The sequence below is a fragment of the Rhodoferax sp. genome, from assembly GCF_013297935.1.
Lineage (GTDB): Bacteria > Pseudomonadota > Gammaproteobacteria > Burkholderiales > Burkholderiaceae_C > Allorhodoferax.
Map to the genome: position 1 here is coordinate 174,513 of NZ_JAAFIX010000001.1, position 25,029 is coordinate 199,541.

A 25,029-nucleotide genomic window follows, 5' to 3' on the forward strand; every position below is an offset into this window, starting at 1 on the left:
GAATCAACCACCGGTGACCGGTGGAAAAAACGCTACTTCGTCGCCTGCGGCGAGTGGGGTGTCTGGCTCACTCATGACCTGGTTGAGCGCCATGCGGACCGAGCGGTCTGTGCCCAAGGCCTCCGCGCCCCGGCCACCGCGTGCGATCAACTCCGCACGCAACTGGGCCAAGGTGAGCGCATCGGTGTCCAGCGCCTCGCTGGAGGTGCCCATGGCCTCGCGCATGGAGGCGAAATAACGCACGGTCACTCTCATGCCAACAACTCGCTGAAAGGTAGGTAGCGCACGGTTTGCCCGTACACAATGGGTTCGCCGGGAGCCACATCCACCAGGCCATCGCCCCAGACGGCCGAGGTCAGCACGGCGGAGCTCTGGTTGCCAAACAGGTCCAGGCCGCCATTGGCGTTGCGCCGCACCCGCAAAAACTCACGACGTTTATCGGCCTGGGGCCAATCAAAGTCTGCGCGGACTGCTATGGGTTTCATAGCAACATCCTGCACGCCTTGCAGCCGCAGCAAAAACGGGCGCACCAGCAGCAAAAAGGTCACAAAGCTCGACACCGGGTTGCCCGGCAACCCGATGAAGTGCGCCGCACCAAGGCGCCCGTGCGCAAACGGTTTGCCGGGCTTCATGCCGATCTGCCACAGGTCCAGGGTGCCCAGCTGCTGCACCGCGGGTTTGATGTGGTCTTCCTCACCCACCGACACGCCGCCGCTGGTGAGAATGACGTCGTTATCCGCCGCTGCGGCTTGGAGTGCCGCGATAGTGGCCGCCCGGTTGTCGGGGACGATGCCCAAGTCCGCCACCTCACAGCCCATACGGCGCAAAAGGTTCTGCAGGAAAAAGCGGTTGGAGTTGTAAATAGCGCCGGGCGGCATGTCCTGCGGGGCCACGGTGCCGGGCATGATGAGCTCGTCACCGGTGGAAAACAAGGCCACGCGGGGCTTGCGGGCTACCCTCAACTCGGCGCGCCCCACTCCGGCGGCCAGGCCCAGTTCGGCGGGCCCCAGCCGGGTGCCGGCGGCCAACACGGTGTCGCCACGCTGCACGTCTTCCCCGGCGTGGCGCACATGCTGGCCGGGCAAAGGCACGCTGTGGATGCGGATGGTTTCGGGCCCGGCGTGACGCTCGTCGTTCAGGCGGGTGCAATCCTCTTGCATCACCACCGCATCGGCCCCGGAGGGCAGCGGCGCACCAGTAAAAATGCGGGCTGCAGTGCCCGGCAGGAGCACAGCCCCCGCGGTGCCTGCAGCAATGCGTTGCCTCACCTCTAACTCGACCTGCCCTAGCAACACATCGGCAGCGTGCACGGCGTAACCGTCCATCGCGCTGTTGTCGAAGGCCGGCACCTGCAGGGAGGAAACCACGTTTTCGGCAAGCACCCGGCCATCAGCGTCGAAGGTAGCGAGCGACTCGGCGCCAGCGAGCGGCTCGGCGGCCGCCAGCAGCTGCACTAGCGCATCGTCCAAGGGCATCAGGGGCTTACGGGGCGCAGCAGTCGCAGTGGTCATGTGCTATCAAATCAAGAGCTGCTAGCGCAAACGCTGTGCGGGCTAGGCAGCTATTTCACTCAAAAATCAGGCGCACTCGCGCTCGATCAGGGCTTTCACAGCGGCCACATCGGCCCCCATCACCACCACGCGTTTGGGCAGGGCTTCAATGCCTTCAAACTGCGGGGGCCGCTCGGGCTCGCGGCCCAGGGCCTCGACCACCGTGGCTGCAAACTTGATGGGCAATGCGGTCTCCAGAACCACCATGGGCACACCGGCAGTCAGGTGCTCCAGGGCCACCTTCAGGCCGTCGGCAGTGTGGGTGTCGATCATCATTCCGTGCTGCTCGTAGGTGGCGCGGATGGTGCCCAGGCGGTTAGCGTGGGTGCTCTTGCCGCTCACGAAACCGTACTTGGTGGCCGCTTGCGCGAACACCGGGTCGGCGCTCAGGTCGAACTGGCCGGTTTTGGACAGGCCTTCGCCAAACAGCGCCTTGACCCGCGCACCGTCGCGGCCCAGCAGGTCGAACACAAAGCGCTCGAAATTGCTGGCCTTGGAAATGTCCATGGACGGGCTGGAGGTCTCGTGCGTGTCTGCGGTGCCGCGCACGCGGTACACGCCGGTGCGGAAGAACTCGTCGAGCACATCGTTTTCGTTGGTGGCGACCACCAGCTTGTCGACCGGCAGGCCCATCTGGCGGGCCACATGGCCGGCACAGACGTTGCCGAAATTGCCACTCGGCACGCTGAACGACACCTTTTGGGCATTGGACTCGGTGGCCTGGATGTAGCCGGCAAAGTAGTACACCACCTGGGCCAGCAAACGCGCCCAGTTGATGGAGTTGACGGTGCCGATTTTGTATTTGCGCTTGAACTCGAGGTCGTTGGACACGGCCTTGACGATGTCCTGGCAGTCATCAAACACGCCCTGGATGGCGATGTTGTAGATGTTGGCGTCCTGCAGGCTGAACATTTGGGCCTGCTGGAACGGGCTCATGCGGCCGTGCGGGCTGGTCATGAAGACGCGCACGCCCTTTTTGCCGCGCATGGCGTGTTCGGCAGCGCTGCCGGTGTCGCCACTGGTGGCGCCCAGAATATTGAGCTCTTCGCCGCGGCGGCCCAGTTCGTATTCGAACAGGTTGCCCAGCAGTTGCATGGCCATGTCCTTGAACGCCAGGGTCGGGCCGTTGGACAACGCTTCGATCCAGACACCATCTTGCAAGTGGCGCAAGGGCACGATCTCGCCGGTGCCGAACACTTCGGCGGTGTAGGTCTTGGCGCACAGGGTGCGCAGATCGTCGGCCGGAATGTCGTCGATGTAGAGGGACAAAATTTCAAACGCCAGCGAGGCGTAGCCCTGCTCGTGGTAGACCTTGCGCCAGCGGGTCAGCGTGGCGTCGTCCACCTGCGGGTAGGCCACTGGAAGGTACAGGCCGCCGTCCGGCGCCAGGCCTTCGAGCAGGATTTCGCAGAAGCGTTTGCGGTCCGGGTGACCGCGGGTTGAGAGGTATTGCATGCGGCAGCTTCCTGTTTACGCCAACTCTTCTTTGCGGATGCGGGTGATGGGTTGCAACACGGTGGGCAGCGCTTGCATTTGGGCGAGCGCCGCGTCCATCTTGGCTTCTACGCAGTCGTGGGTCAGGATGATGACGTCGGTTTGCGTAGCCGCTTCGCCGCTGATTTCGTCCGCTTCACGTTGCAGCACCGCGTCGATGCTGATGCCGGCTTCGGCCAGCAAGCCGGTGACCTTGGCCAGCACACCGGCCTCGTCGGCCACGCGCAAGCGCAAGTAGTAGCTGGTCACGACTTCGCTCATCGCCACGACCGGGGTGTTGCTGATGGCGTCCGGCTGGAAAGCCAAGTGCGGCACGCGTTGGGCAGCGTCTGCAGTGTGCAGACGGGTGATGTCCACCAAGTCGGCAATCACCGCGCTGGCAGTGGGCTCAGAGCCCGCGCCCTTGCCGTAATACAGCGTGGTGCCCACAGCGTCGCCATGGGCCATGACGGCGTTCATGGCGCCTTCCACATTGGCAATCAGGCGCTTGGCCGGTACCAGTGTGGGGTGCACGCGCAGCTCAATACCGGCGGCCGTGCGCTTGGTAATGCCCAAGAGCTTGATGCGGTAGCCCAGTTGCTCGGCGTACTTGATGTCGGCCGCGCCCAGCTTGGTGATGCCTTCCACATAGGCCTTGTCGAACTGCACCGGAATGCCGAAGGCAATCGCGCTCATCAAGGTGACTTTGTGGGCGGCGTCCACGCCTTCGATGTCGAAGGTCGGGTCGGCTTCGGCGTAACCCAACCGCTGGGCTTCTTTGAGCACCACGTCAAAGTCCAGACCCTTGTCGCGCATCTCGGACAAGATGAAGTTGGTGGTGCCGTTGATGATGCCGGCAATCCACTGGATGCGGTTGGCCGTCAGGCCTTCGCGCAGCGCCTTGATGATGGGAATGCCACCGGCCACAGCCGCTTCAAACGCCACCATCACGCCCTTGGCGGATGCTGCGGCAAAAATTTCGGTGCCGTGCACGGCGAGCAAGGCCTTGTTGGCAGTGACCACATGCTTGCCAGCCGCAATGGCTTCGAGCACCAACGCTTTGGCAATGCCGTAGCCGCCGATCAGCTCAATGACGATGTCAATGTCGGGGTTGGCGATGACTGCACGCGCGTCGTTCACCACCTTCACATCGGGGCCGACCACACTTTGGGCACGCGCCACATCGAGGTCAGCCACCATGGTGATTTCGATACCGCGGCCGGCACGGCCTTGAATCTCTTGCTGGTTGCGTTTGAGCACATTGAATGTGCCGCTACCTACGGTGCCAATGCCGAGCAGGCCTACTTGTATCGGTTTCATATCGTTTCTACGTAAAAAGTGCTTCTAGCCCTTGCAAACATTGCGCGGGCAGCTATCAAAATCAGAGTGAGTCAGTTCCCGTTGCGCTTGCGATAGCTCTCAAGGAACCGGGCAATGCGGCCAATGGCTTCGCGCAAATCGTCTTCATGCGGGAGGAAAACAATGCGGAAGTGGTCGGGCGCATGCCAGTTAAAGCCGGTTCCCTGCACCAGCATGACGCGGGTCTCGCGCAGCAGCTCCAGGAAAAATTGCCGGTCATCTGCAATGGGGTACACCGCAGGATCCAGCTTGGGAAACATATACAGCGCGGCCTGCGGCTTCACACAGGTCACGCCGGGGATGGCGGTAATCAGCTCATAGGCCAAGTCGCGTTGGCGGCGCAGGCGACCGCCCTCGCACACCAGGTCGTTAATGCTTTGGTAACCGCCCAAAGCGGTCTGGATCGCCCACTGGCCGGGCACGTTGGAGCACAGCTTCATGTTCGAGAGCATGTTGAGGCCCTCGATGTAGTCGGTCGCCGACTTCTTGTTGCCCGACACCACCAGCCAGCCCGCGCGGTAGCCGCAGGAGCGGTAGCTTTTGGACAGGGAGTTGAAGGTGAGCGTCAGCACGTCGGTCGACAAGCTGCCCAGCGCCGTGTGCTGAATACCGTCGTACAGCACCTTGTCATAGACCTCGTCGGCCAGAATGACCAGACCATGCTCGCGGGCGACCTCAATGATGCCCTGCAGCAGTTCGGTGGAATACAAGACACCGGTCGGGTTGTTGGGGTTGATGACCACAATGCCCTTGGTCCGGGGCGTGATCTTGGCGCGGATATCGTCCAAGTCGGGCATCCAGCCATTGTTTTCGTCACACAGGTAGTGCACCGGGGTGCCGCCGGACAGGCTGGTGGCCGCGGTCCACAAGGGGTAGTCGGGCATGGGCAACAGCAACTCATCGCCGTTGTCCAGCAAGGCGTTGGTGGCCATGGTGATCAATTCACTGGCGCCATTGCCCAAGTAAATATCGTCCAAGGTCACGCCGGCGATACCCTGCTTTTGCGTCTCGTGCATGACCGCTTTGCGGGCTGCAAAAATGCCTTTGCTGTCCGAGTAGCCGGCCGAGTTGGGCAGGTTGCGGATCATGTCCTGCTGGATTTCCTCGGGCGCATCAAAACCGAACACCGCCAAGTTGCCCAGATTGAGCTTGATGATCTTCTGGCCTTCGTCCTCCATCTGACGGGCGGCGTCCATGATGGGACCGCGAATGTCATAGAGCACATTGGCCAGCTTGGCAGATTTCTGAATGGTTTTCAAAGTCCCTCCGGGAGTGTTCAGCACAGGGCGAAACCTATAATTTGACCACAGTTCGGCAAGCACTCCGCTTGCCACTTCCGCCAGCAAGCTCCCCATGAAATTCATACCCGACGCAACACAAGGCCCGTCTATTACCGGCTATGGCCCTGACTGGGTCGAAGTCAACGGTGAAAAACACCACAGCAGCATTATTGTGAGCAGCCAAGGCATCTGCCGGCCGTGGGTCTGCACCCGCTTTGAGGACCTGACCGATGCGCACTTTCAGGAACTGGCGGCACTGGCGCCCGAGCTGGTGCTATTCGGGAGCGGCGACAAAATCCGCTTTCCCCATCCGCAGTGGGTGTCTCCGCTTTACAGCGCGCGTATCGGCGTAGAAACCATGGACACCCAGGCCGCGTGCCGGACTTACAACTTTCTGTCCGGCGAAGGACGCAAAGTAGTGGCTGCACTCCTCATATAGATAGCAGGCTCCTCTGGAAAGGCGTCCGGGCGGGCCCTTTTCAGAGTAAAATCATGGGTTGCGGTCCAGAGCGAAGAATTGCTGTCACGTTCGACGCTGTCCCCTATGACTGACCAGTCCGGCGTGCCGGACTGAAACACCGAGATTGAAATTCCATATGGCGATTGTTGTCAACAAACCCCTTCCCGAATTCGAAGCCAACGCTACCGGCGGCATCAAGGTGACCAACACCACCCACGTCGGGAAAACCATGGTTTTGTACTTTTACCCTAAAGACAATACCCCCGGTTGCACCACCGAAGCCATGCAATTCAGGGACAAATACAAAGATTTCGTGAAAGCCGGTGCCGAGGTGTTCGGTGTTTCCCGCGACAACATGAAGTCCCATGATGAGTTCAAGACCAAGCTTGAACTGCCCTTTGAATTGATTGCCGACACCGAAGAAAAAATGTGCCACATGTTCGGCGTGGTGAAAAACAAGATCATGTACGGCAAGAAGGTCAAGGGCATCGAGCGCAGCACCTTCCTGATCGGCGCCGATGGCCTGGTCAAAGAAGAGTGGCGCGGGCTCAAGGTCCCGGGCCATGTGGATGACGTCCTGAAGGCCGTCAAAGTCCTCAAAAAAGCTGCCTGATCGCCCTGTTGTTTTGATGCACCCGTTGCCAATAGGCGTCACGGGGCTCATGCATAATGGTTCGCATGCCGTTGAAGCTTGCAACCGCGATCACACAAAAAGCCGCCTTGGCTCAAGGCGGCTTTTTCGCTTTTTCGGCATCGTTTTTTCACTTCTCAACTTCTGCGAATCCACTCCATGCCACTGCCCACTGCCCCGTCCAAGCGTGCTGACCGATTGACCGCCAAAGACTTTGAGGCTCCTGTGCGCGCAACCCCTCGCGCAGCCCGCAAGGCCCCGACAGAAGTAACCGCCGCCCCGCCCGCCACCACCGTCGCCGCGAAGCGCCCGGTGGAGCGCGAACCCAAGAAATCTTCACAATCCGCAGCCTTGACCCACTCCCCGGTAGTAGCGCCTGCCGTTGCAGCCCTCGCACCGGCACCCAAGCCCACTCCGGCACCAGTGGCAAGCCCTGAGACCAAGCGAAGCAAGCGCCCCAAGAGTACCGGGCCTAAAAAGCTGTTTGTGCTGGACACCAATGTGTTGCTGCACGACCCCATGTGCTTGTTCCGCTTTGAAGAACACGATATCTACCTGCCGATGATCGTGCTTGAAGAGCTGGACGGCCACAAAAAGGGCATGACCGAGGTCGCCCGCAACGCCCGCCAGACCAGCCGCACGCTGGACGCACTCGCCGGAGCCCCCGGTGCAGACATCACCGCTGGGTTCATGTTGGACAGCACCGGCCACAAGGATGCGCGCGGCAAGCTCATGTTCCAGACGGAGCCGCTCAACTACACCTTGCCCACCAGCCTGCCCCAAGGCAAAGCGGACAACCAGATTCTCGGTGTAGTCGAGGCATTGCGTCAGCATTACGCCCCGCGTGAAGTGGTGCTGGTGTCCAAAGACATCAATATGCGCGTCAAGGCCCGGGCGCTGGGCCTCGGCACCGACGACTACCAGAACGACAAGACGCTGGAAGACGGCGACCTGCTGTACTCAGGTTCACTCGCCCTTCCTACCGACTTCTGGGCTACCCACGGCCAGAGCGTCGAGAGTTGGCAGCAAGGCCCGCACACCTTTTACAAGGTTGACGGCCCCTCGGTGCCCCACATGCTAATCAACCAGTTTGTGTACTTCGAATCCCCCGGCGAACCGAGCCTGTATGCCCGTGTGACCGAAATCCGCGGCACCACCGCGGTACTGAAAACTCTGAAAGACTTCAACCACTTGAAGAACGCGGTCTGGGGCGTGACAACCCGCAATCGCGAGCAGAACTTCGCCATGAACCTGCTCACCGACCCGGAAGTGGATTTCGTCACCCTGACAGGTACCGCCGGCACTGGCAAGACCTTGATGGCGCTGGCTGCCGGCCTGACCCAGGTCCTCGATGACCGCCGCTACACCGAGATCATCGTCACGCGCGCCACTGTGAGCGTGGGCGAAGACATCGGCTTTCTGCCAGGCACCGAGGAAGAGAAGATGGGCCCCTGGATGGGTGCTCTCGACGACAACCTTGAGGTTCTCGGCAAAACCGACACCAATGCCGGTGAATGGGGGCGCGCTGCCACCAATGAGTTGATCCGCAGCCGGGTCAAGATCAAGAGCATGAACTTCATGCGCGGTCGGACGTTTTTGAACAAATATGTCATCATCGACGAAGCGCAGAACTTGACGCCCAAGCAGATGAAGACCCTGATCACCCGTGCAGGGCCGGGCACCAAAATTATCTGCATGGGTAACCTGGCGCAGATTGATACGCCCTACCTCACCGAAGGTTCCTCCGGTCTCACGTTTGCCGTAGACAAGTTCAAAGGCTGGCCGCACGGCGGGCATATCACTCTGGCCCGTGGCGAGCGCTCGCGCCTGGCGGATTTTGCGAGCGAAGTGCTATAAATTAAATAGCTAGAGGCGAAATACGCAAAAGGGCTGGAAGCCATTATGGCTTCCAACCCTTTTTTTGCCCCGGAACTGACTACTTAATAGTCATCACCGCCACTGTGGGCGAGATTCTCAAATTTGGTAAAGCGGTTCATGAAAGCGAGCTTTACCGTACCGGTCGGGCCATTACGTTGCTTAGCAATGATGACCTCGGCCACACCCGGTTCTTTGCACTGGTCTTTGGTGTAGTACTCATCGCGGTAGATAAACATGATGATGTCCGCATCCTGTTCAATAGCGCCGGATTCGCGCAAGTCACTCATCATGGGGCGCTTGTCAGGTCGCTGCTCCACCGAGCGGTTGAGCTGAGAGAGAGCAATCACCGGGCACTTCAATTCACGCGCCAGCATCTTCAATCCCCGAGAAATTTCGCCCAGCTCCGTAGCGCGGTTTTCACCATCGCCGCCGCTTCCGCTCATGAGCTGCAAGTAGTCGACCACAATCAAACCCAACTGACCGCACTGGCGAGCTAGACGGCGGGCATTCGCACGCACTTCACTCGAATTCAAACCTGCGCTTTCATCGATGTGCAGCGAGATGGTGCGCAAGCGTTCAATGGCTTCCGACAAACGCGGCCATTCCTCATCAGTGAGCTTGCCGGTACGCAAATGGCCTTGGTCTACACGACCGATGGAGCCGACGATACGCACTGCCAACTGTGCTGCACCCATTTCCATCGAGAAAATGGCGACCGGCAAGCCTTCGTTCAGGGCAACGTGTTCGGCGATATTGATCGCCAACGCTGTTTTACCCATGGACGGACGCGCCGCAAGCACAATCAAATCGCCCGCTTGCAAGCCGGCGGTCATACGGTCGAAATCGATGAAACCTGTGGGCACACCCGTTACGTCGTTCGGGTTATCGGCCATTTCCTGGACACGGTCCAGCAGGTTGACCACCAGGCTGTCCATGGACTGGAAGCCTTGTTTGTTGCGCTTGCCAGCTTCCCCGATGTTGAAAATCTTCTGCTCGGACTCATCCACGATCTCTGACACCGGCCGCCCCTTGGGATTGAAGGCGTTAGTGGCGATTTCGTCACTGGCGCTCACCAGTTTGCGCAGGATCGAGCGGTCGCGAACAATCTCTGCGTAGCGGCGGATGTTGCTTGCACTCGGCACATACTGCGCTAAGGAATTCAGGTATGTGAGTCCCCCCACCTCCTCTGCTTTGCCTTGGTTTTGCAGGTGTTCGAAAACGGTGATGACGTCAGCCGGTTTGTTGCCGTTGATCAGGACACCAATGGAGGCGTAAATCAGACGGTGCTCGTGCCGGTAGAAGTCTGCGTCCATCAAGATGTCGCTCACGCGGTCCCACGCCTCGTTGTCGAGAAGCAGACCCCCAATGACGCTGGACTCCCCTTCTATCGAATGAGGCGGCACCCTTAGCTGGGCGATCTGGCGGTCGGTTTCAAATCCTTCGGTAGCAAACGGTACAGCAGACATGTGGTTTCCTATGTGCCCTTTATCCTAAGGCGCGCAGCGCCCAGCGTCGAGTGAGAAGCTGGGGGCAAGTTGTGGAAAAACTGTGCAAACAAAGGGATAAACCCAAGCCCCAAATACAAAAGCCGCGAGGGCGGACCCTGGCGGCTTTGGTGTGTTCAGCCCGCAAGCGGACTGTACGAACAGTGCTGATTAAGCAGTTTCGCCGTACACGGACACAGTGATATCAACCACTACGTCGGTGTGCAGAGCCACGCTCACAGTGCTGTCGCTCACGACCTTGATAGGGCCGTTAGGCATACGCACTTGGGCTTTAGCCACTTTGTAACCGGCTTTCACCAGTTCTTCAGCGATGTCATAGTTGGTCACGGAACCGAACAAACGGCCATCCACACCAGCCTTTTGAGTCAGCTTGATGGTAGTACCACCGAGCTTTTCACCCAAAGCTTGGCATTCAGCCAACTTAGCTGCTGCAGCTTTTTCCAGTTCAGCGCGCTTGGCTTCGAACTCTGCCTTGGCAGATTCGGTAGCGCGGCGTGCACGGCCGGAAGGGATCAAAAAGTTACGAGCGTAGCCATCTTTCACCTTGACGATTTCGCCCAGGTTGCCGAGGTTCACGACCTTGTCGAGCAGAATAATTTGCATGGTCGAGACTCCTTAGATCTTGTGCTGGTCGCTGTAAGGCAACATCGCCAGGAAGCGAGCGCGCTTGATAGCGGTGTTCAGTTGGCGCTGGAAAATAGCGCGGGTGCCGGTAAGGCGTGCGGGAATGATCTTGCCGTTTTCAGCAATGAAGTCACGCAATGTGTCGATGTCTTTGTAGTCGATTTCTTCGACGCCAGTCACTGTGAAGCGGCAGAAACGCTTGCGCTTGAACAGCAACGATTGCGTGTTGCGCTTAGGGCGCTTGTCTTTATTGAAACGTTTTGGTCCGGGCATGATGGACTCCTAAAAATTAATTTTGCAAAAATTCTTGAATGTGGAAAACGACTGACTTTCCCTGGCGCGCATTAGCCATAAACCCGGTGAACTGCCACACACTGCCTACTGCTTGCTTTGCAAGCCGCTCAGCCAATGTGCCGAAAGCCACCGCTTTCATTGCTACCTTCACGGTTCTTACCGACCCTGCTTCAGACACTTGCGACTCATGTTCGAGCCGGAGATTGAGAGCGGGAAGGCCTGACGGTGTGTAACGCATGGTTTCAACCTCTGCGATGCAAGCACCTAGAACCAGTGAGTTTGTCTGCACTCCTCAGTAAGAAAGGTTCGTTGACCCGATCAATTAGGCTTGGTACTCGGCCTGCTGGGCCTTGCGCGCGTCTTCACGCTCAACAGTCTTCATCATGGAAGAAGGACCGGTTTCGGCCTTCTTCTTAGACACTGTCAGGTGACGCAACACGGCGTCGTTGAACTTGAACGCGTGCTCCAGTTCAGACATCACAGCTTGGTCAGCTTCAATGTTGACGCACAGGTAGTGAGCCTTGGCCAGCTTGTTGATCAGGTAAACCATCTGACGACGGCCCCAGTCTTCAACACGGTGCACCTTGCCACCGCCAGCGGTGATCATGCCCTTGTAACGCTCCAGCATTGCAGGAACTTGCTCGCTCTGATCCGGATGGATCATGAGGATGATTTCGTAATGACGCATTGATACTCCTTGAGGATTTCCCAGCATCTGGGTTTTCCGGCATTTGCATGCCGGCTATGAAAGCTGCCCCCGGCGTCTAGGCGAGGTGCAGCAAGGCGAAGCCCATGATTATAGCCTAACCCAATGGGGGAGACAAATCGCGCTCTTCGGCAGCGTCAGGGGACGTGAGAAAACTGAATACGACAGCCGCGGCCAGACCCACCGGAACCCCGAAAACACCGGCAGACACGGGCTGAATACCGAACCACAGGTACTCACCCGAAAATCCGAACCACTGCCGCAAAACGGGGAAGTTCAGGACCATGTAGCACACTGTGGTCCCCAAGCCGGCCAACATGCCTGCAACCGCCCCCACGCGGGTCATGCGCTTCCAGAAAATGCCCAGCACCATGGCCGGCACAAAAGCCGCACCCGCCAAAGAAAAAGACGCCGACACCAAATACAAAATTCCAGCTGGACGCTGGGCTGCCGCATAGGCCGCCATCAGCGCAACAACCAGCAACGCGAATTTAGACAACATGACACGCCGCATGGCCTCGGCCTTGTTGCTGTTGCCTTCAAAGTACACATCGTGTGCCAACGCATTGCCAATGGTCAGCAACAAGCCATCCGCCGTCGACAGCGCAGCCGCCAGACCACCTGCAGCCACCAACACGGACACGACATACGGCAGGCCACCGATATCCGGCGACGCCAGCATCACCAGGTCTGCACCTACCCGCAGCTCGGCGAACTGCAACACCCCATCGGCATTGACATCACTGAACGATAGCAAGTTGGGATCGCGTGACCACTGCAGCATCCACGCCGGCAAGGCATCAAACGGCTGCCCTACGAGATTGGCCATCACCTCGTACTTCACCAGCACGGCCAATGCCGGTGCGGACAGGTACAAAAGTGCAATGAAGATCACGGACCACGCCACGGAGCGCCTGGCCTGCGCAACGCCGGGAGTGGTGTAGTAACGGGTCAAGAGGTGAGGCAGACCGGCTGTTCCCACCATCAAACAAAACATCAGTGCCAAAAAATTGGCTCGCGAATCGGCAAATTCCTTCTGCTCAGCGACAGAGCCTTCCGGATCCCCGGCAAAGGGCCGGGTTTGCGGGGCCATGCCACCCAAGGCCTTCGCCCTTTCGGCGTTCTCAAGCCAGCCCCGCGTCCACAACTCGCGGGCGGCCCGGGCGTCTTTGGGCAGGGCAGCCAAAGTTTTTCGTGTGGCTTGTACCAGCGCATCGGGCGCCTTGCTGTCTCCGAGCACACGCAATTGGCGTCGCAACTCGTCGCGCTCTGCAGACAGGGAAGACTCCACATCCACCAATTTGAGTTTGAACTCCTCGGCACGCCGGGCGTAGATCGCAATGACCTCCTGCTCTTGCGGGGACACAGCAAAGGCTTGCTCCATCTGGGTAATTTTCCCGAGTTGCTGCCCATAGGCTATCGGGGCCAAGGGGTTGCCGGTCTGCTGGTAGGACAACCAGGACACAGGAATCAAAAATGCCAGGATGATCACCGCATACTGCGTCACCTGCGTCCACGTCACGGCGCGCATACCCCCCAAAAACGAACACACGAGCACCCCGCCCAAGGCCAGCAAAATGCCGATCTCGAAATGCACGCCGGTGATTCGGGAGGTAATCAAGCCCACGCCGTAAAGCTGGGCCACGACATAGGTGAACGAGCACAACACGGCAGACCAGGCCGCAATCCGCCGGGGCCACTGGCCACCGAAGCGGACCCTGAAAAAATCCGGCACGGTATACAGATTCATGCTGCGCAAATAGGGTGCCACCAGCAGTGCGACCAGGCAGAATCCTCCGGTCCAGCCCAGCACATAGGCCAAGCCGCCGGGCTGGTTGCCCGACCCGCTGAAGCCCTGGGTGTACAAGCCCCCTGCCAGACTGATGAATGACGCGGCGCTCATCCAATCCGCCGCGGTCGCCATGCCGTTGTAGACCCCGGGGATACGACGCCCCGCGACGTAGTACTCGTTGGCGTCTGCGGTACGGGCAAAAACCCCAATCACCGCATAGAGCACGAGGGTCACTGAAAGGAAGATGCCCGCCACCCAAGGTTTGGGCAAGCCGTACTGCTCGGCAAGTCCCAAGGCCAATACGAACAACAACAAGCCCGCAATGAAGCCGAAAAACCGGCGCCGCAAGGAGCGGGTGTACTGCGCGTATTCGGTGGGATCAAACAGAAAGGCTTCGGGGGAACGACGGTTTGCCACGAAGGCAAACACCACCACGATGCCGATAAAGACCAACAGCCCGCCCTGCGCCGTCAGCCAGTAGGCCAACGGCCAGGAGAAAACCGTAGCGCTCAGGTCACGGGCAAAGAAACTGACCCCGAAAGAAAAGACAAACCACAGCGTAAGCAGCACTGCATGCAGGTGCCACTTGCGCCGGTTTGTCTCTTGGGGCATCAAACCGCGAGTTGCTGCCAGGTGGCAATCACGGAGTCCGGATTCAGCGAGATGGACGAGATGCCCTGCTGTTCCAGCCATTTGGCAAAGTCGGGGTGATCGCTAGGCCCTTGGCCGCAGATTCCGACGTACTTACCTTGTCGCTTGCAAGCGTCAATCGCCATGGAGATCAGGGCTTTAACCGCGGGGTCACGCTCATCAAAGTCGGCCGCCAACAGCTCCAGTCCGGAGTCGCGATCCAGCCCCAGCGAGAGCTGGGTCAGATCGTTGGAGCCGATGGAGAATCCGTCGAAATACTCCAGGAACTGGTCCGCCAAAATGGCATTGCTCGGAATCTCGCACATCATGATGAGCTTGAGCTCAGCCTCGCCGCGGCGCAAACCATGGCGACCCAAGAGCTCGGTCACCCGTTTGGCCTGTCCCAAGGTCCGGACAAAAGGAACCATAACCTGCACATTGGTCAAGCCCATTTCGTTGCGAACACGCTTGATCGCTTCGCACTCCATGGCAAACGCTTCGCCGAACTCGGTGCTGATGTAGCGGGCAGCTCCGCGGAAACCGAGCATCGGGTTTTCTTCTTCCGGCTCGTAGCGGCTGCCACCGATCAGTTTGCGGTACTCATTGCTCTTGAAATCACTCAAACGCACGATCACCGGTTTGGGCCAAAAGGCTGCCGCAATGGTTGCCACACCTTCAGCCACACGATCGACGTAGAAAGCCCGCGGCGAAGCATGACCGCGCGCCACCGACTCCACCGCCTTTTTCAAATCAGCATCCACATTCGGGTAGTCCAGAATCGCTTTGGGGTGGACACCGATGTTGTTGTTGATGATGAACTCCAAGCGCGCCAGGCCCACGCCCTCGTTAGGCAGCTGGCAGAAGTCGAATGCCAGCTGGGGGTTGCCGACGTTCATCATGATTTTGACCGGAATCTCCGGCATCACACCGCGCTGCACTTCAGAGACTTCTGTCTCCAGCAGACCGTCGTAAATAAAGCCTGTGTCTCCCTCCGCGCAGCTCACCGTGACCAACATGCCTTCTTTGAGCAAGTCGGTGGCGTTGCCGCAACCCACCACCGCAGGAATGCCCAGCTCGCGGGCAATGATGGCCGCATGGCAGGTACGACCGCCCCGATTGGTCACGATAGCGCTGGCGCGTTTCATCACCGGCTCCCAGTTGGGGTCGGTCATATCGGTCACCAACACATCGCCGGCCTGGACGCGGTCCATTTCGCTGATGTTGTGCACGATGCGCACAGGCCCGGTGCCGATTTTCTGGCCGATAGCGCGGCCTTCGGCGACCACAGCGCCCTTGCCTTTGAGCTTGTAGCGGTATTCCGCAGCGGTGCCGGCCTGGCTTTTGACAGTCTCAGGGCGGGCTTGCAGGATGTAGAGCTGGCCGTCAATGCCGTCTTTGCCCCACTCGATGTCCATCGGGCGGCCATAGTGCTCCTCGATCACCAAGGCGTACTTAGCGAGCTGCTCCACATCGGCGTCAGTCAGGGAGTAGCGATTGCGCAGCTCGGTGGGCACATCGGTCGTTTTGACCAATTTGCCGCCAGCCGCCTTTTCTTCCGGGCTGGTGAACACCATTTGCAGCAACTTAGAACCCAAATTGCGGCGGATCACGGCGCGGTTACCGGCCTTGAGCATGGGCTTGTGCACATAAAACTCGTCAGGGTTCACTGCGCCCTGCACCACGGTTTCGCCCAAGCCGTAGCTGGAGGTAATGAAGACTACTTGGTCAAAGCCTGACTCAGTGTCGATCGTGAACATCACACCGGCAGCGCCCAGGTCGGAGCGCACCATGCGCTGCACGCCAGCGCTCAAGGCAACAACGTCGTGGGCGAAACCCTTGTGCACGCGGTAGCTGATGGCACGGTCGTTGTAGAGGCTGGCAAACACTTCTTTCATTTTGTGCAGCACGTCTTCGATGCCGACCACATTCAAAAAGGTTTCCTGCTGGCCCGCGAACGACGCATCGGGCAGATCTTCTGCCGTGGCAGACGAGCGCACTGCAAAACTCGCCTGATCGTTACCGGCCGACAGGGTGGCGAAACCGTCACGAATCGCTTGCTCCAAGTCGGCGGGGAATGGCTGCGCTTCAACCATGGCGCGGATTTCTGCACCGACTAAAGCCAGCGCACGCACGTCTTCGGTGTCCAGGGTCTTGAGTTTGGCGCTGATTTTGTCGGCTAAGCCGTCATGGGCCAGGAACTGGCGGAATGCGTGGGCTGTCGTGGCAAAGCCCGTAGGGACCCGGACGCCTTGCGGAAGCTGGGAAATCATCTCCCCCAAGCTGGCGTTTTTGCCGCCGACGGACTCAACGTCCGTCATGCGCAAGCGCTCGAAAGGCACGACCAGGTCGGTCGCATTGAAAAGGTCAGACATAGGATGCTCCAGAAGTTAAAACCTTTGTTTGACCCGCCGGGCCTGCATCGGGCGGGTCGCGCAGCCTGTCACTTTCCTGTTGTTGATGTTGTGGGAAACGTAACCGGTACCTAAATGCGCTAAATTGCGGTGATTGTAGGTGGGCGCATCGTGTAACCGGATTACGAAAACCCGCCAGGCCCTTGCAACTGACTGACACCCTCGACTCCACTTCCACCATGCCCCAACGCACCGTATTTTTTATTTCTGATGGCACCGGCATTACTGCCGAGACGTTCGGCAACGCGATCCTGGCCCAGTTCGAGGCCAAAGCACGACATGTGCGACTGCCATTTGTGGACACCGTGGACAAAGCGCATCAGGCAGTCAGGCAGATCAATCACACCGGCGTGGTCGACGGCAACAAGCCGATTGTGTTTACGACCTTGGTGAACATGGATGTGCTGAGAGTCATCCAGGAGGGCTGCCAGGGCATGTTGCTCGATATGTTCGGCATGTTTGTGCACCCATTGGAGCAGGAGTTGGGTTTAAAGTCCAACCATCGGATTGGTCGCTTCAGTGATGCCAGCAAGAGCAAGGAGTACCACAACCGCATTGAGGCGATCAATTTCTCGCTGGCCCACGACGATGGCCAGAGCAACCGCGACCTGGAGCAGAGTGATGTGATTCTGGTCGGCGTGAGCCGCAGTGGCAAAACCCCGACCTCGCTCTACCTGGCCATGCAATATGGCCTGAAAGCCTCCAACTACCCGCTGATCCCCGAAGACTTTGAGCGCCGCCAATTGCCGCCTGCGCTGGTGCCCCACCGGGGCAAGATCTTCGGCCTGACCATCCAACCCGAACGCCTCAGCGAGATCCGCAACGAACGGCGGCCTAACTCCAAATACGCGTCCATTGAGAACTGCCGCATGGAGGTGAGCGAAGCCGAGGCGATGATGCGCCGCACCGGCATTCGCTGGCTGTCCACCACCACCAAGTCCATCGAAGAAATCGCCACCACCATCCTGCAGGAGATCCACCCCGAGCGGCTGGTGTACTGAAGATAGCTATCTTTTTCATAGCTACCCCCGCACAGCAGTTCTGGGCTTAGGGGCTATTTAGTCATTTTTTTGGAGGTCTACCTCAGGGGCTGCGGCTGTGACTACAAGCTGTGCCAGCCCTCGCTCCAAAGACGATGTGCTGGCGCTCTCGACATAAACACACTGCTTGCCGGTCCGCTTGCAGAAGTCTTTGACCCGCCAGTAAGCGTTGTGGCTGATGCAACCGGTCTGGCAGATCACCAGATCCGCTGCCGCGAGGTTCGCATCCAGCACCGCCGCGTTGTCCTCAAGACCACCGTCGTGGTGCGCAAAGCGCCCGCCCACCCGCTCCACCACATCGCGGTAGTTTGAGACATTGCCCGTGCGCCCACCGACGCAGAGCACCACCTTGCGATCAAACCGGGCCTCATGCAGCTTTACCTCGGCAGCAGCAGGTGCTGCCGGCAGGTTGCTAGTTGCCCGGTCTTGACGCGCTTTATCCAGCACGTTGCGTTCGGCCGCTTGCAATTGACGCCGGTAAGCCGCCAACACCTGCTCTTGCTCGTGCTGGCGCTGCAGCATGTGATCAATGCGCTTTTGCAAGCGTTGGCGGTCTTCGAGGTCCGGCACCGATGCTTGCAAAGCCGCAATATCCTGCGCCATAAATGCCAAGCGACTGTCTTTCGCAATGGACTCAGCGCGCACCTGCAGCAGCTCCGCCTGGAGCCGATCAATATCTGCGGTCTTCTGCGCCATCACCCGGCTGATGCGCTCCTGCACCTTCCCGAGCTCCCGCCCGAGCACCGCGTTTTCTTCTGCCAGTGCGTTGAAACGGGCAATCTCCAAACGCACCCCGGCGCCAGCCTGGTGCTGGAACATGTGCAAGTCCTTGCACATGGCGTCTTGCAAAGCAGCATCACACCGCGGATGCGTCAATGCTGCCCAAAAAGCACCCGCTATGTCACCCGCCTTCAGATAGCTCACCCACATCTCGGCAACCGCCAGACTGCTCTTGGCGGCTTTGAAGGCATAAATCTCGCGCACATAGCGCGCCTCCAACTCACTTTGCATCAACTCCGAGAGTTTGCAGCGACGCGCCGCCTCCGACACGGCGCCTGCGTGCACTTCGTAGTCGTTAGCCACCGCGTTGGCGCCTAGCGATTTGTTCACCAAGCGGCGCAACACCTCCATGGGCAAACTCACCCCCACCAAGGGGCAATGGCAATGGGTGCCCAATTCCCAGATGCGTTTTCTGCGTGAGCCGGTAGAAGCGGTCGGGGGCACATGGGTGTCAGGACATGGCTCCAGGTAGCTCGATGGAATATTGCGGGGCTTCGGCTCCGGTAGGGTGATTGGCATGATTACTCTTCTTCGGTTTCAGTACGCAGGCTTACGAGGTCTTCGAGGCCATTGGCGAGCCGGACCCGCCAGGCCATGACCGGCCGGAGCCTGGCCTGTTTCACGGGACGGCCCCGCACTACCTCGGCTTCAGGGTCACAGCAGGGACACATCGAGCGATAGCGCCCGCCAGTGCGATGAGCGGTGTGTTCCGCGCTCACTGCACAGCCTCCGGCGTGGGGTGCCAAAAGCCACCTTCCCCGCGCACCGGCCGTACCGCGGTCGAAACATGCCCTTGGGCTAACCACCGCTGCCGCAAAGACCACAACAGCGCCTGAAAGCCCGGCGACAGCAAAGGGTCCGAGGACAGCCGGGACAAATTACTCACGATCTTGGTCGCCATTGCCTCACGGTGCTCAGCGCAAAACGACTGCACATGACCCGTCATCAAGGCCATGGTGCTGGCCAATAGCGCTTCGGCGCTCGGAATCATGTATTCCTCATTTTGTGGTTTCCAATGCACGGGCATCGTCCTCTCCTTGGGGCGACAGGCTCACAGCGAGCACTGTTGAATCTTTAGTATATGCGAATCATTCTCATTTAATAAAATATTTACGCAGGGTTCTTCTATTTTTTGATCGCCACCATGTAGCCCGGACAAGCTCAAAGGGATAATGGCTTTTTTCAAAAAAGGAGCCCCGTATGAAAGGCGACGCGCAAGTCATTGGCCATTTGCAGGCCCAACTCAAAAACGAGCTCACCGCAATCAACCAGTACTTCCTGCACTACCGGATGTACAAGCATTGGGGCTTTGAAAAACTCGCTAAGAAGGAATACAGCGAGTCCATTGGCGAAATGAAACACGCCGACATGTTGATGGACCGCATCTTCATGCTGGACGGCCTGCCCAACCTGCAGGATATGGCCAAAATCATGGTCGGCGAATCGGTACCTGAGGCCTTGGAATGCGACCTGAAAGCGGAGACCGGCGCACAGGCAACCATCAAAGCTGGCATCGCGCACTGCGAATCTGTCCGCGACTACGTGTCCAGGGATTTGCTGCAAAAGATTCTCGACGACACCGAAGAACACATCGACTTCCTGGAAACCCAGATCGACCTGATCGCCAAAGTCGGCCTGCCCAACTACCTGCAGTCGCAGATGGGCGAAGTCTCCTAAGCAAGAGCACCCCAACACCACGCCAGAACGCTGACTCGCTCAGCGTTTTTTTTCGCCAATATTGAGAACGATTTGCATTAAGATACGCATTTACTCCACTTTTGGTAGAAAGACTTCATGCAAAAACGTAGCTTCCTTCAAGGCACCTTTCTCGTGGCGACACTGTTGAGCGGCCTGCCTCTGCATGCGCAGACTGTGGATGCGCCCACCGTGGTCCGGAACTACGCAGCCTTGGTGTCCGCCAACTACCAGGACACGCTGACCAGTGCCCTGACTTTGCAAAAAACCATTGGTGCACTGACCGCCAGCCCTTCTGCCCAAGGGCTTGAAGACGCCAAAAAGGCCTGGCTCGCCGCGCGTGAGTTTTATGGCCAAACGGAAGCCTTCCGCTTCTACAGCGGCCCCATCGACGATGACAACGGCCCTGAAGGCCGCCTGAATGCGTGGCCCCTGGATGAGTCTTACATCGACAGCGTTGCGGGCAAGCCCAAAGCCGGCATCGTCAACAACCTCAAAGTCAAAATCAACAAAGCCACCCTCGCCAAGCTCAATGAGCGCGGTGGCGAGGAAAACATTGCCGCCGGTTGGCACGCTATTGAATTTCTGCTGTGGGGCCAGGACCAGAGTGACACCGGCCCCGGCAATCGCTCGTTTGAAGACTTTGTGGATGGCAAGGCCGCCAACGCGGACCGTCGGCGCACCTACCTGACTGTGGTGACCGAGCTGCTGATCGACGACCTGAGCTTCCTCGTCAAAGCCTGGACTCCCGGCGCTAAAAACTACCGCGCCAAGTTTGAACAAGGCGGAATCCAGTCCGTGCGCAAGATGATTGTGGGCCTGGGCTCGCTGTCCCGCGGTGAACTGGCCGGCGAGCGCCTCGAGGTGGCCATGAACACGCAAGACAAAGAAGACGAGCACTCCTGCTTCTCTGACAACACCCACCGCGATGTCGTGGCCAATGCCCAGGGTATCCAAAACGTCTGGCTGGGTCGCTACCAGCGCCTGGACGGCAGCCTGTTGCAAGGCGCTTCGCTGAAAGACCTGGTGGCCGCCAAGAACGCCGGCCTGGCCGACAAAGTGAGTCAGCAGATTGCACAAAGCGTTGCCAACGCCACCGCCATTCAGGCCCCGTTTGACCGCGAAATCGTGGGCGCTAAAGATGCACCCGGCCGTGTGCGGGTACAAAAAACTATCGACAGCCTGGTGCAACAAAGCAAAGACATTACCGAAGCCGCAGCCGCCTTGGGTATTACGAAATTGGCACAAGCCAAATGAAACTGCGCCCCCGTCAAAAACTGGGGCTGCTCATTGCAGCCGGGGGCGCTGTTGCCGCCCTGCTGTGGCCTCTCTGGGGCCACAGCAAGGGTGACAAAGCCGGGCGCGCCCAAGGTGAGCTCACGGCTGACCAAGCCACTGCTTTTGTTACCGGGCGCAACGCGTTTTCTATGCCGCTGCCCACGCTGGATGACGAGGAGCGCGCACGGTTTGCCGTGGGAAACTCGTTTTTTCGCCGCAATTGGGTCGAGGCGCCTGCATCCACCACCGCACGCGATGGCCTTGGCCCGCATTTCATCGCCCGCTCCTGCGGCGGCTGCCATGTGCAAGATGGCCGTGGTGCCCCACCCGACTTCCGCCAAGGCCTGAGCGATCAGCCCGTTGCACTGCTGATGCGCCTGTCCGTTCCCGGCACCGGGCCCCACGGCGGTGTGGTACCCGACCCTGTGTATGGCGACCAGCTCAACAACGCAGCCATTCAAGGCGTCGAGCCCGAAGGGCAAGTCCACATACGCCACGAGCTGATACGCGGGCGCTTTGCCGACGGCACGCCCTACACCCTGCGCAAACCCGTCTACTCCCTCACACGCTTGGCCTACGGCCCCTTGGCACCGGGCGCCATGCTCAGCCCGCGCATTGCGCCGCAGATGGCGGGTGTGGGTTTGCTCGAAGCCATTGCAGAGGCCGACATCCTCGCCAATGCCAGTGCACAGGCCGCGATGACTGGCCCCATCAAAGGCACGCCCAACCGGGTGTGGGACGACTTTGCGGGCGCACACCGCCTGGGCCGTTTCGGCTGGAAGGCCAACCAGGCCAGTCTGGCCAGCCAAACCGCCGGAGCTTTTTTAGGTGACATCGGCATCACCTCGACCCAGCACCCTGAAGAGGCCTGCACGCCTTCGCAAAAAGACTGCCTGGCGGCCCCCAGAGGCGCCCAGGGCAAGGCCCCTGAAATTGACGACCGCACGCTGGGCGATGTGGTGTTTTACCAGGCCACTCTGGCACCCGCGGCGCGGCGCAATGTCGACCGGCCCGCTGTTGTGCGGGGGGAGGCCTTGTTTGTGCAAGCCCAGTGCGCCAGCTGCCACCGCCCGAGCTACACCACCGGTGCCCCGCCCTTCCCGCGCTTATCCAGCGCCAAGGTGTCGGGCCTCAAAATCTGGCCTTACACCGACCTCTTGTTGCACGACATGGGGTCCGGGCTGGCCGATGGTCGGCCGGACTACGCCGCCCATGGCCAGCAATGGAAGACTCCGCCACTCTGGGGCGTGGGCCTCATCCACGACGTCAACGGCCACCGCCGCCTGCTGCACGATGGCCGCGCCAACGGTGTGCTCGAAGCCATTTTGTGGCACGGCGGAGAGGCTGGACAAGCCCGCCAACAGGTGCTTCAACTCAATGCCCGCGACCGCCAGGCGCTGGTCGCGTTTGTGGAATCTTTATGAACCGGCGTGCTTTTCTTGTTTTAGTGCCTTTTAGTGCTCTAGCCCTCACAGAATATGCGCAAGCAGCTCCTGAAATCATAGCAACCGGCTGCCGCTCAGGGCCTGTGGTCGCCACGCCCTACTACCGCGCTAGTGCGTTGACCTTGGGCGGCATGCAAACCCATTGGCTGCCGCGTGCGCAAGCCTTCGCACAGTCCGCCGCGGAGTTGGAGCGCTCGGTGCGCGCCGCCTCCAGCCCCACGAGCGCGATGCGTTTGGCGTGGGTGCGCTGCATGCTGGACTGGGAGCGGCTCGCCGCCGTGCCGGTGGGTGCCGTGCTGGAGCGCCGCTCGGTGCGGACCCTCGACTTCTGGCCCACCCGCACCGTGCAAATACAAGAGCTGCTGCAATCCGCCAACACCCAAGAGCCCGCGCTCTTGGCCAACCGGGTGCGCGCAGCCGGTGTGGGTGCCAAGGGCCTGCCGGCGCTGGAGTGGCTGCTCTGGCACCAAGCCAACGAGCCCGGCACCCGCGCCCTGGCCTCTGCCCTCTGCGCTGAGCTCCACGCAGAGGCCGCTGTGCTTTTGCAAGACTACCAAGCGCGAGCCCGTGCACCGGAGGCGGTGGACGAGGCGCAATCCTGGACCGACTACGGCGAGTGGTTCACCCAGTGCATGGGAAGCCTCGACCAGCTGCGCCTGAAAAAAATGCGGGCCAACACCCGGGGCAAAGACAGCGCAATCTGGGTCCGGGGGGTGAGCGGCCAAACCGCACCGGCGTGGGCGGAGCAGTGGGAGAGCATTGCCTTTTTTCTGGCGGGCAGCGCGGCCCGCCGCTGCGGAGCGGCGAACGAAGCGCCCCACAGCTTTACCGACTTGTTGCGCTCACGCGGCCACTTGGCACCGGCCGACCGGCTGGAGCGGCAACTCGCCATCAGCCAGCAGGCGGTGCTGGCGGCCAACCCGAGCAGGCCCGCCAGTGTGCAGCGCGCGCAGCAAGCGCTGCTGGCTTTGCACACTCTGGCAAGTGACATGGGGAGCCAGCTCTTCGACTTCAGCCAGGGCTTTACCGATGCCGATGGCGACTGACCCCGAAGCGCCCCGTGCAGCCCCCACAAGGCGACGGGCGCTCGGTGCCCTGGGCGTGGCTGCGTGGTCGGCGTGCTCGTCCACTAGGGCAGAGGCCGCACAGCAGGTGCGATCCGACACACTGCAAGTGCTCACCGCTTGGCAGACCGGTGGCCGGGCCTATGCCGGCGTCTGGACCCCACAAGGCACTCGTTGGGCGACCGCCCTGCCTGACCGCGCCCATCAACTGTTGCCGCTTCTCGGCACCGGCGCTGGCCGGCGCCAGCAGGCGCTGGTGGTCGCACGGCGGCCCGGCGAATACTTGGCTCGGGTCGACACCCGCAGCGGGCGCCTGCTGCAACTGCACACCATGGAGTCCGACCGCTACTTGGGCGGCCATGCGGTGCAATCTCCGGACGGGCGTTTCATCTTCACGACCGAAAGCGATGGCGATACAGGCCAGGGCCTCATTGCCCAGCGCGATACCCACACGCTGGAGGTGGTGCGCGAGTTCGCCAGCGGCGGCATTGGCCCGCACGCGCTGCTGTGGGCAAACAACGGTGAGCTCATGGTGGCCAACGGCGGAATTCTGACCCTACCGGAGACCGGGCGACGCAAGCGCAACATTCCGCGCATGGAGCCCAACCTGAGCCGCATCGGCACCCAAAGCGGGCAGATTCGAGAGCAGTTTGCGCTGGACGACCGGTTTTTGAGTCTGCGCCACCTGGCCATGGCCCCCGATGGCACGCTGGCGGTCGCCCTGCAAGCAGAACACGCCGACCCCGAACTGCGCCAGGCAGCGCCCGCCTTGGCAATTCTCGGCCCGGAAGGGCTCAAAGCCGTTCCGTGGACAGCGCCACCCGCTGCTTGGCAAGGCTACGCCGGAGACATTTGCTGGGCCGGGGACACCTTTTGGATCAGCAGCACTTATGCCGGTCAGGTGGCCGGCTGGTCTTCGTCGGGGGAATGGCGCGGTGCATGGCCCCTGCAGACGGCCGGTGCCCTGATGCCCATGGCGTCGGGTTTTCTCGCCGGGGGCAGCCAAGAGGCGCTTTTGGGCGCATTGCCAACCGGCACCACCGGCTCGACCGTGCGGCACCGTCTAGGCCAGGGCTGGGACAATCACGCTGTTTTACTATCTTTTTGATAGCTATCTGCGCAATATCTACAAGG

General features: G+C 60.1%; 23 protein-coding genes. 9 read left to right on the forward strand and 14 right to left on the reverse strand.

The window, feature by feature from the left end; all coding sequences use genetic code 11:
• Positions 1–3 precede the first annotated feature (3 nt).
• The 5 genes from moaD to QZW03_RS00875 all read right to left on the reverse strand — a co-directional run bounded on the left by moaD (position 4) and on the right by QZW03_RS00875 (position 5,641).
• Entirely contained in the window at positions 4–255 is a 252-nt protein-coding gene (gene moaD / locus QZW03_RS00855) for a molybdopterin converting factor subunit 1 (protein ID WP_296507461.1), read from the reverse strand.
• On the reverse strand, positions 252–1,511 hold the full coding sequence (gene glp, locus QZW03_RS00860; RefSeq protein ID WP_296507463.1) for a gephyrin-like molybdotransferase Glp: 1,260 nt from the start codon (positions 1,509–1,511) through the stop codon (positions 252–254). The genes moaD and glp overlap by 4 nt, the downstream gene beginning before the upstream one ends.
• 66 nt (positions 1,512–1,577) lie before the next feature.
• Entirely contained in the window at positions 1,578–3,005 is a 1,428-nt protein-coding gene (thrC, locus tag QZW03_RS00865) for a threonine synthase (protein WP_296507464.1), read from the reverse strand.
• A 15-nt stretch (positions 3,006–3,020) separates the two neighbouring features.
• Complete coding sequence (locus QZW03_RS00870; protein WP_296507466.1) at positions 3,021–4,343, reverse strand: homoserine dehydrogenase; 1,323 nt, start codon at positions 4,341–4,343, stop codon at positions 3,021–3,023.
• 71 nt (positions 4,344–4,414) lie between these two features.
• Complete coding sequence (locus tag QZW03_RS00875) at positions 4,415–5,641, reverse strand: pyridoxal phosphate-dependent aminotransferase (RefSeq protein ID WP_296507467.1); 1,227 nt, start codon at positions 5,639–5,641, stop codon at positions 4,415–4,417.
• A 94-nt stretch (positions 5,642–5,735) separates the two neighbouring features.
• Between QZW03_RS00875 and QZW03_RS00880 the strand changes: the two genes are divergently transcribed.
• The 3 genes from QZW03_RS00880 to QZW03_RS00890 all read left to right on the forward strand — a co-directional run bounded on the left by QZW03_RS00880 (position 5,736) and on the right by QZW03_RS00890 (position 8,610).
• On the forward strand, positions 5,736–6,101 hold the full coding sequence (locus tag QZW03_RS00880; RefSeq protein WP_296507468.1) for an Mth938-like domain-containing protein: 366 nt from the start codon (positions 5,736–5,738) through the stop codon (positions 6,099–6,101).
• Between the two features lie 157 nt (positions 6,102–6,258).
• Entirely contained in the window at positions 6,259–6,735 is a 477-nt protein-coding gene (locus tag QZW03_RS00885) for a peroxiredoxin (RefSeq protein ID WP_296507470.1), read from the forward strand.
• Positions 6,736–6,912: 177 nt separating this feature from the next.
• Positions 6,913–8,610 (forward strand): PhoH family protein, encoded by a 1,698-nt coding sequence (locus QZW03_RS00890; RefSeq protein ID WP_296507472.1) that lies wholly within the window; start codon positions 6,913–6,915, stop codon positions 8,608–8,610.
• A gap of 83 nt (positions 8,611–8,693) precedes the next feature.
• Here QZW03_RS00890 and dnaB read toward each other — a convergent pair whose 3' ends face one another.
• The 7 genes from dnaB to ppsA form a co-directional block, all read right to left on the reverse strand.
• Complete coding sequence (gene dnaB / locus QZW03_RS00895) at positions 8,694–10,097, reverse strand: replicative DNA helicase (protein ID WP_296507474.1); 1,404 nt, start codon at positions 10,095–10,097, stop codon at positions 8,694–8,696.
• Between the two features lie 189 nt (positions 10,098–10,286).
• A complete protein-coding gene (gene rplI, locus QZW03_RS00900; protein ID WP_296507477.1) occupies positions 10,287–10,739 on the reverse strand; it encodes a 50S ribosomal protein L9 in 453 nt (150 codons plus the stop codon).
• Between the two features lie 12 nt (positions 10,740–10,751).
• Entirely contained in the window at positions 10,752–11,033 is a 282-nt protein-coding gene (gene rpsR, locus QZW03_RS00905; RefSeq protein WP_029708819.1) for a 30S ribosomal protein S18, read from the reverse strand.
• 16 nt (positions 11,034–11,049) lie between these two features.
• A complete protein-coding gene (priB, locus tag QZW03_RS00910) occupies positions 11,050–11,343 on the reverse strand; it encodes a primosomal replication protein N (RefSeq protein ID WP_296507479.1) in 294 nt (97 codons plus the stop codon).
• A gap of 33 nt (positions 11,344–11,376) precedes the next feature.
• Positions 11,377–11,742 carry a 30S ribosomal protein S6 gene (rpsF, locus tag QZW03_RS00915; RefSeq protein ID WP_296507481.1) on the reverse strand — a complete coding sequence of 122 codons (366 nt, stop codon included), beginning with the start codon at positions 11,740–11,742 and terminating at the stop codon, positions 11,377–11,379.
• A 115-nt stretch (positions 11,743–11,857) separates the two neighbouring features.
• Positions 11,858–14,164 carry a VC_2705 family sodium/solute symporter gene (locus QZW03_RS00920; RefSeq protein ID WP_296507483.1) on the reverse strand — a complete coding sequence of 769 codons (2,307 nt, stop codon included), beginning with the start codon at positions 14,162–14,164 and terminating at the stop codon, positions 11,858–11,860.
• Positions 14,164–16,554: a phosphoenolpyruvate synthase gene (gene ppsA / locus QZW03_RS00925; RefSeq protein WP_296507486.1), complete on the reverse strand. Its 2,391-nt coding sequence runs from the start codon at positions 16,552–16,554 to the stop codon at positions 14,164–14,166. The genes QZW03_RS00920 and ppsA overlap by 1 nt, the downstream gene beginning before the upstream one ends.
• Before the next feature lie 218 nt (positions 16,555–16,772).
• On the opposite strand from ppsA, the gene QZW03_RS00930 reads away from it, so the two are divergent.
• A complete protein-coding gene (locus tag QZW03_RS00930; RefSeq protein ID WP_296507488.1) occupies positions 16,773–17,594 on the forward strand; it encodes a pyruvate, water dikinase regulatory protein in 822 nt (273 codons plus the stop codon).
• A gap of 57 nt (positions 17,595–17,651) precedes the next feature.
• Here QZW03_RS00930 and QZW03_RS00935 read toward each other — a convergent pair whose 3' ends face one another.
• Both QZW03_RS00935 and QZW03_RS00940 read right to left on the reverse strand, forming a co-directional pair.
• Complete coding sequence (locus tag QZW03_RS00935; RefSeq protein ID WP_296507490.1) at positions 17,652–18,932, reverse strand: DUF2325 domain-containing protein; 1,281 nt, start codon at positions 18,930–18,932, stop codon at positions 17,652–17,654.
• Between the two features lie 196 nt (positions 18,933–19,128).
• On the reverse strand, positions 19,129–19,404 hold the full coding sequence (locus tag QZW03_RS00940) for a hypothetical protein (protein WP_296507492.1): 276 nt from the start codon (positions 19,402–19,404) through the stop codon (positions 19,129–19,131).
• Positions 19,405–19,613: 209 nt separating this feature from the next.
• Here QZW03_RS00940 and bfr point away from each other — a divergent pair, with 209 nt between their 5' ends.
• The 5 genes from bfr (at position 19,614) to QZW03_RS00965 (ending at position 25,003) form a co-directional block, all read left to right on the forward strand.
• Entirely contained in the window at positions 19,614–20,090 is a 477-nt protein-coding gene (gene bfr, locus QZW03_RS00945) for a bacterioferritin (RefSeq protein ID WP_296507493.1), read from the forward strand.
• A 117-nt stretch (positions 20,091–20,207) separates the two neighbouring features.
• A complete protein-coding gene (locus tag QZW03_RS00950; protein WP_296507495.1) occupies positions 20,208–21,365 on the forward strand; it encodes an imelysin family protein in 1,158 nt (385 codons plus the stop codon).
• Positions 21,362–22,810 carry a di-heme oxidoredictase family protein gene (locus tag QZW03_RS00955; protein ID WP_296507497.1) on the forward strand — a complete coding sequence of 483 codons (1,449 nt, stop codon included), beginning with the start codon at positions 21,362–21,364 and terminating at the stop codon, positions 22,808–22,810. Before QZW03_RS00950 ends, QZW03_RS00955 begins: the two co-directional genes overlap by 4 nt.
• Positions 22,807–23,877 carry an imelysin family protein gene (locus tag QZW03_RS00960; RefSeq protein WP_296507499.1) on the forward strand — a complete coding sequence of 357 codons (1,071 nt, stop codon included), beginning with the start codon at positions 22,807–22,809 and terminating at the stop codon, positions 23,875–23,877. Before QZW03_RS00955 ends, QZW03_RS00960 begins: the two co-directional genes overlap by 4 nt.
• A complete protein-coding gene (locus QZW03_RS00965; protein ID WP_296507500.1) occupies positions 23,861–25,003 on the forward strand; it encodes a DUF1513 domain-containing protein in 1,143 nt (380 codons plus the stop codon). Before QZW03_RS00960 ends, QZW03_RS00965 begins: the two co-directional genes overlap by 17 nt.
• Positions 25,004–25,029 lie beyond the last annotated feature (26 nt).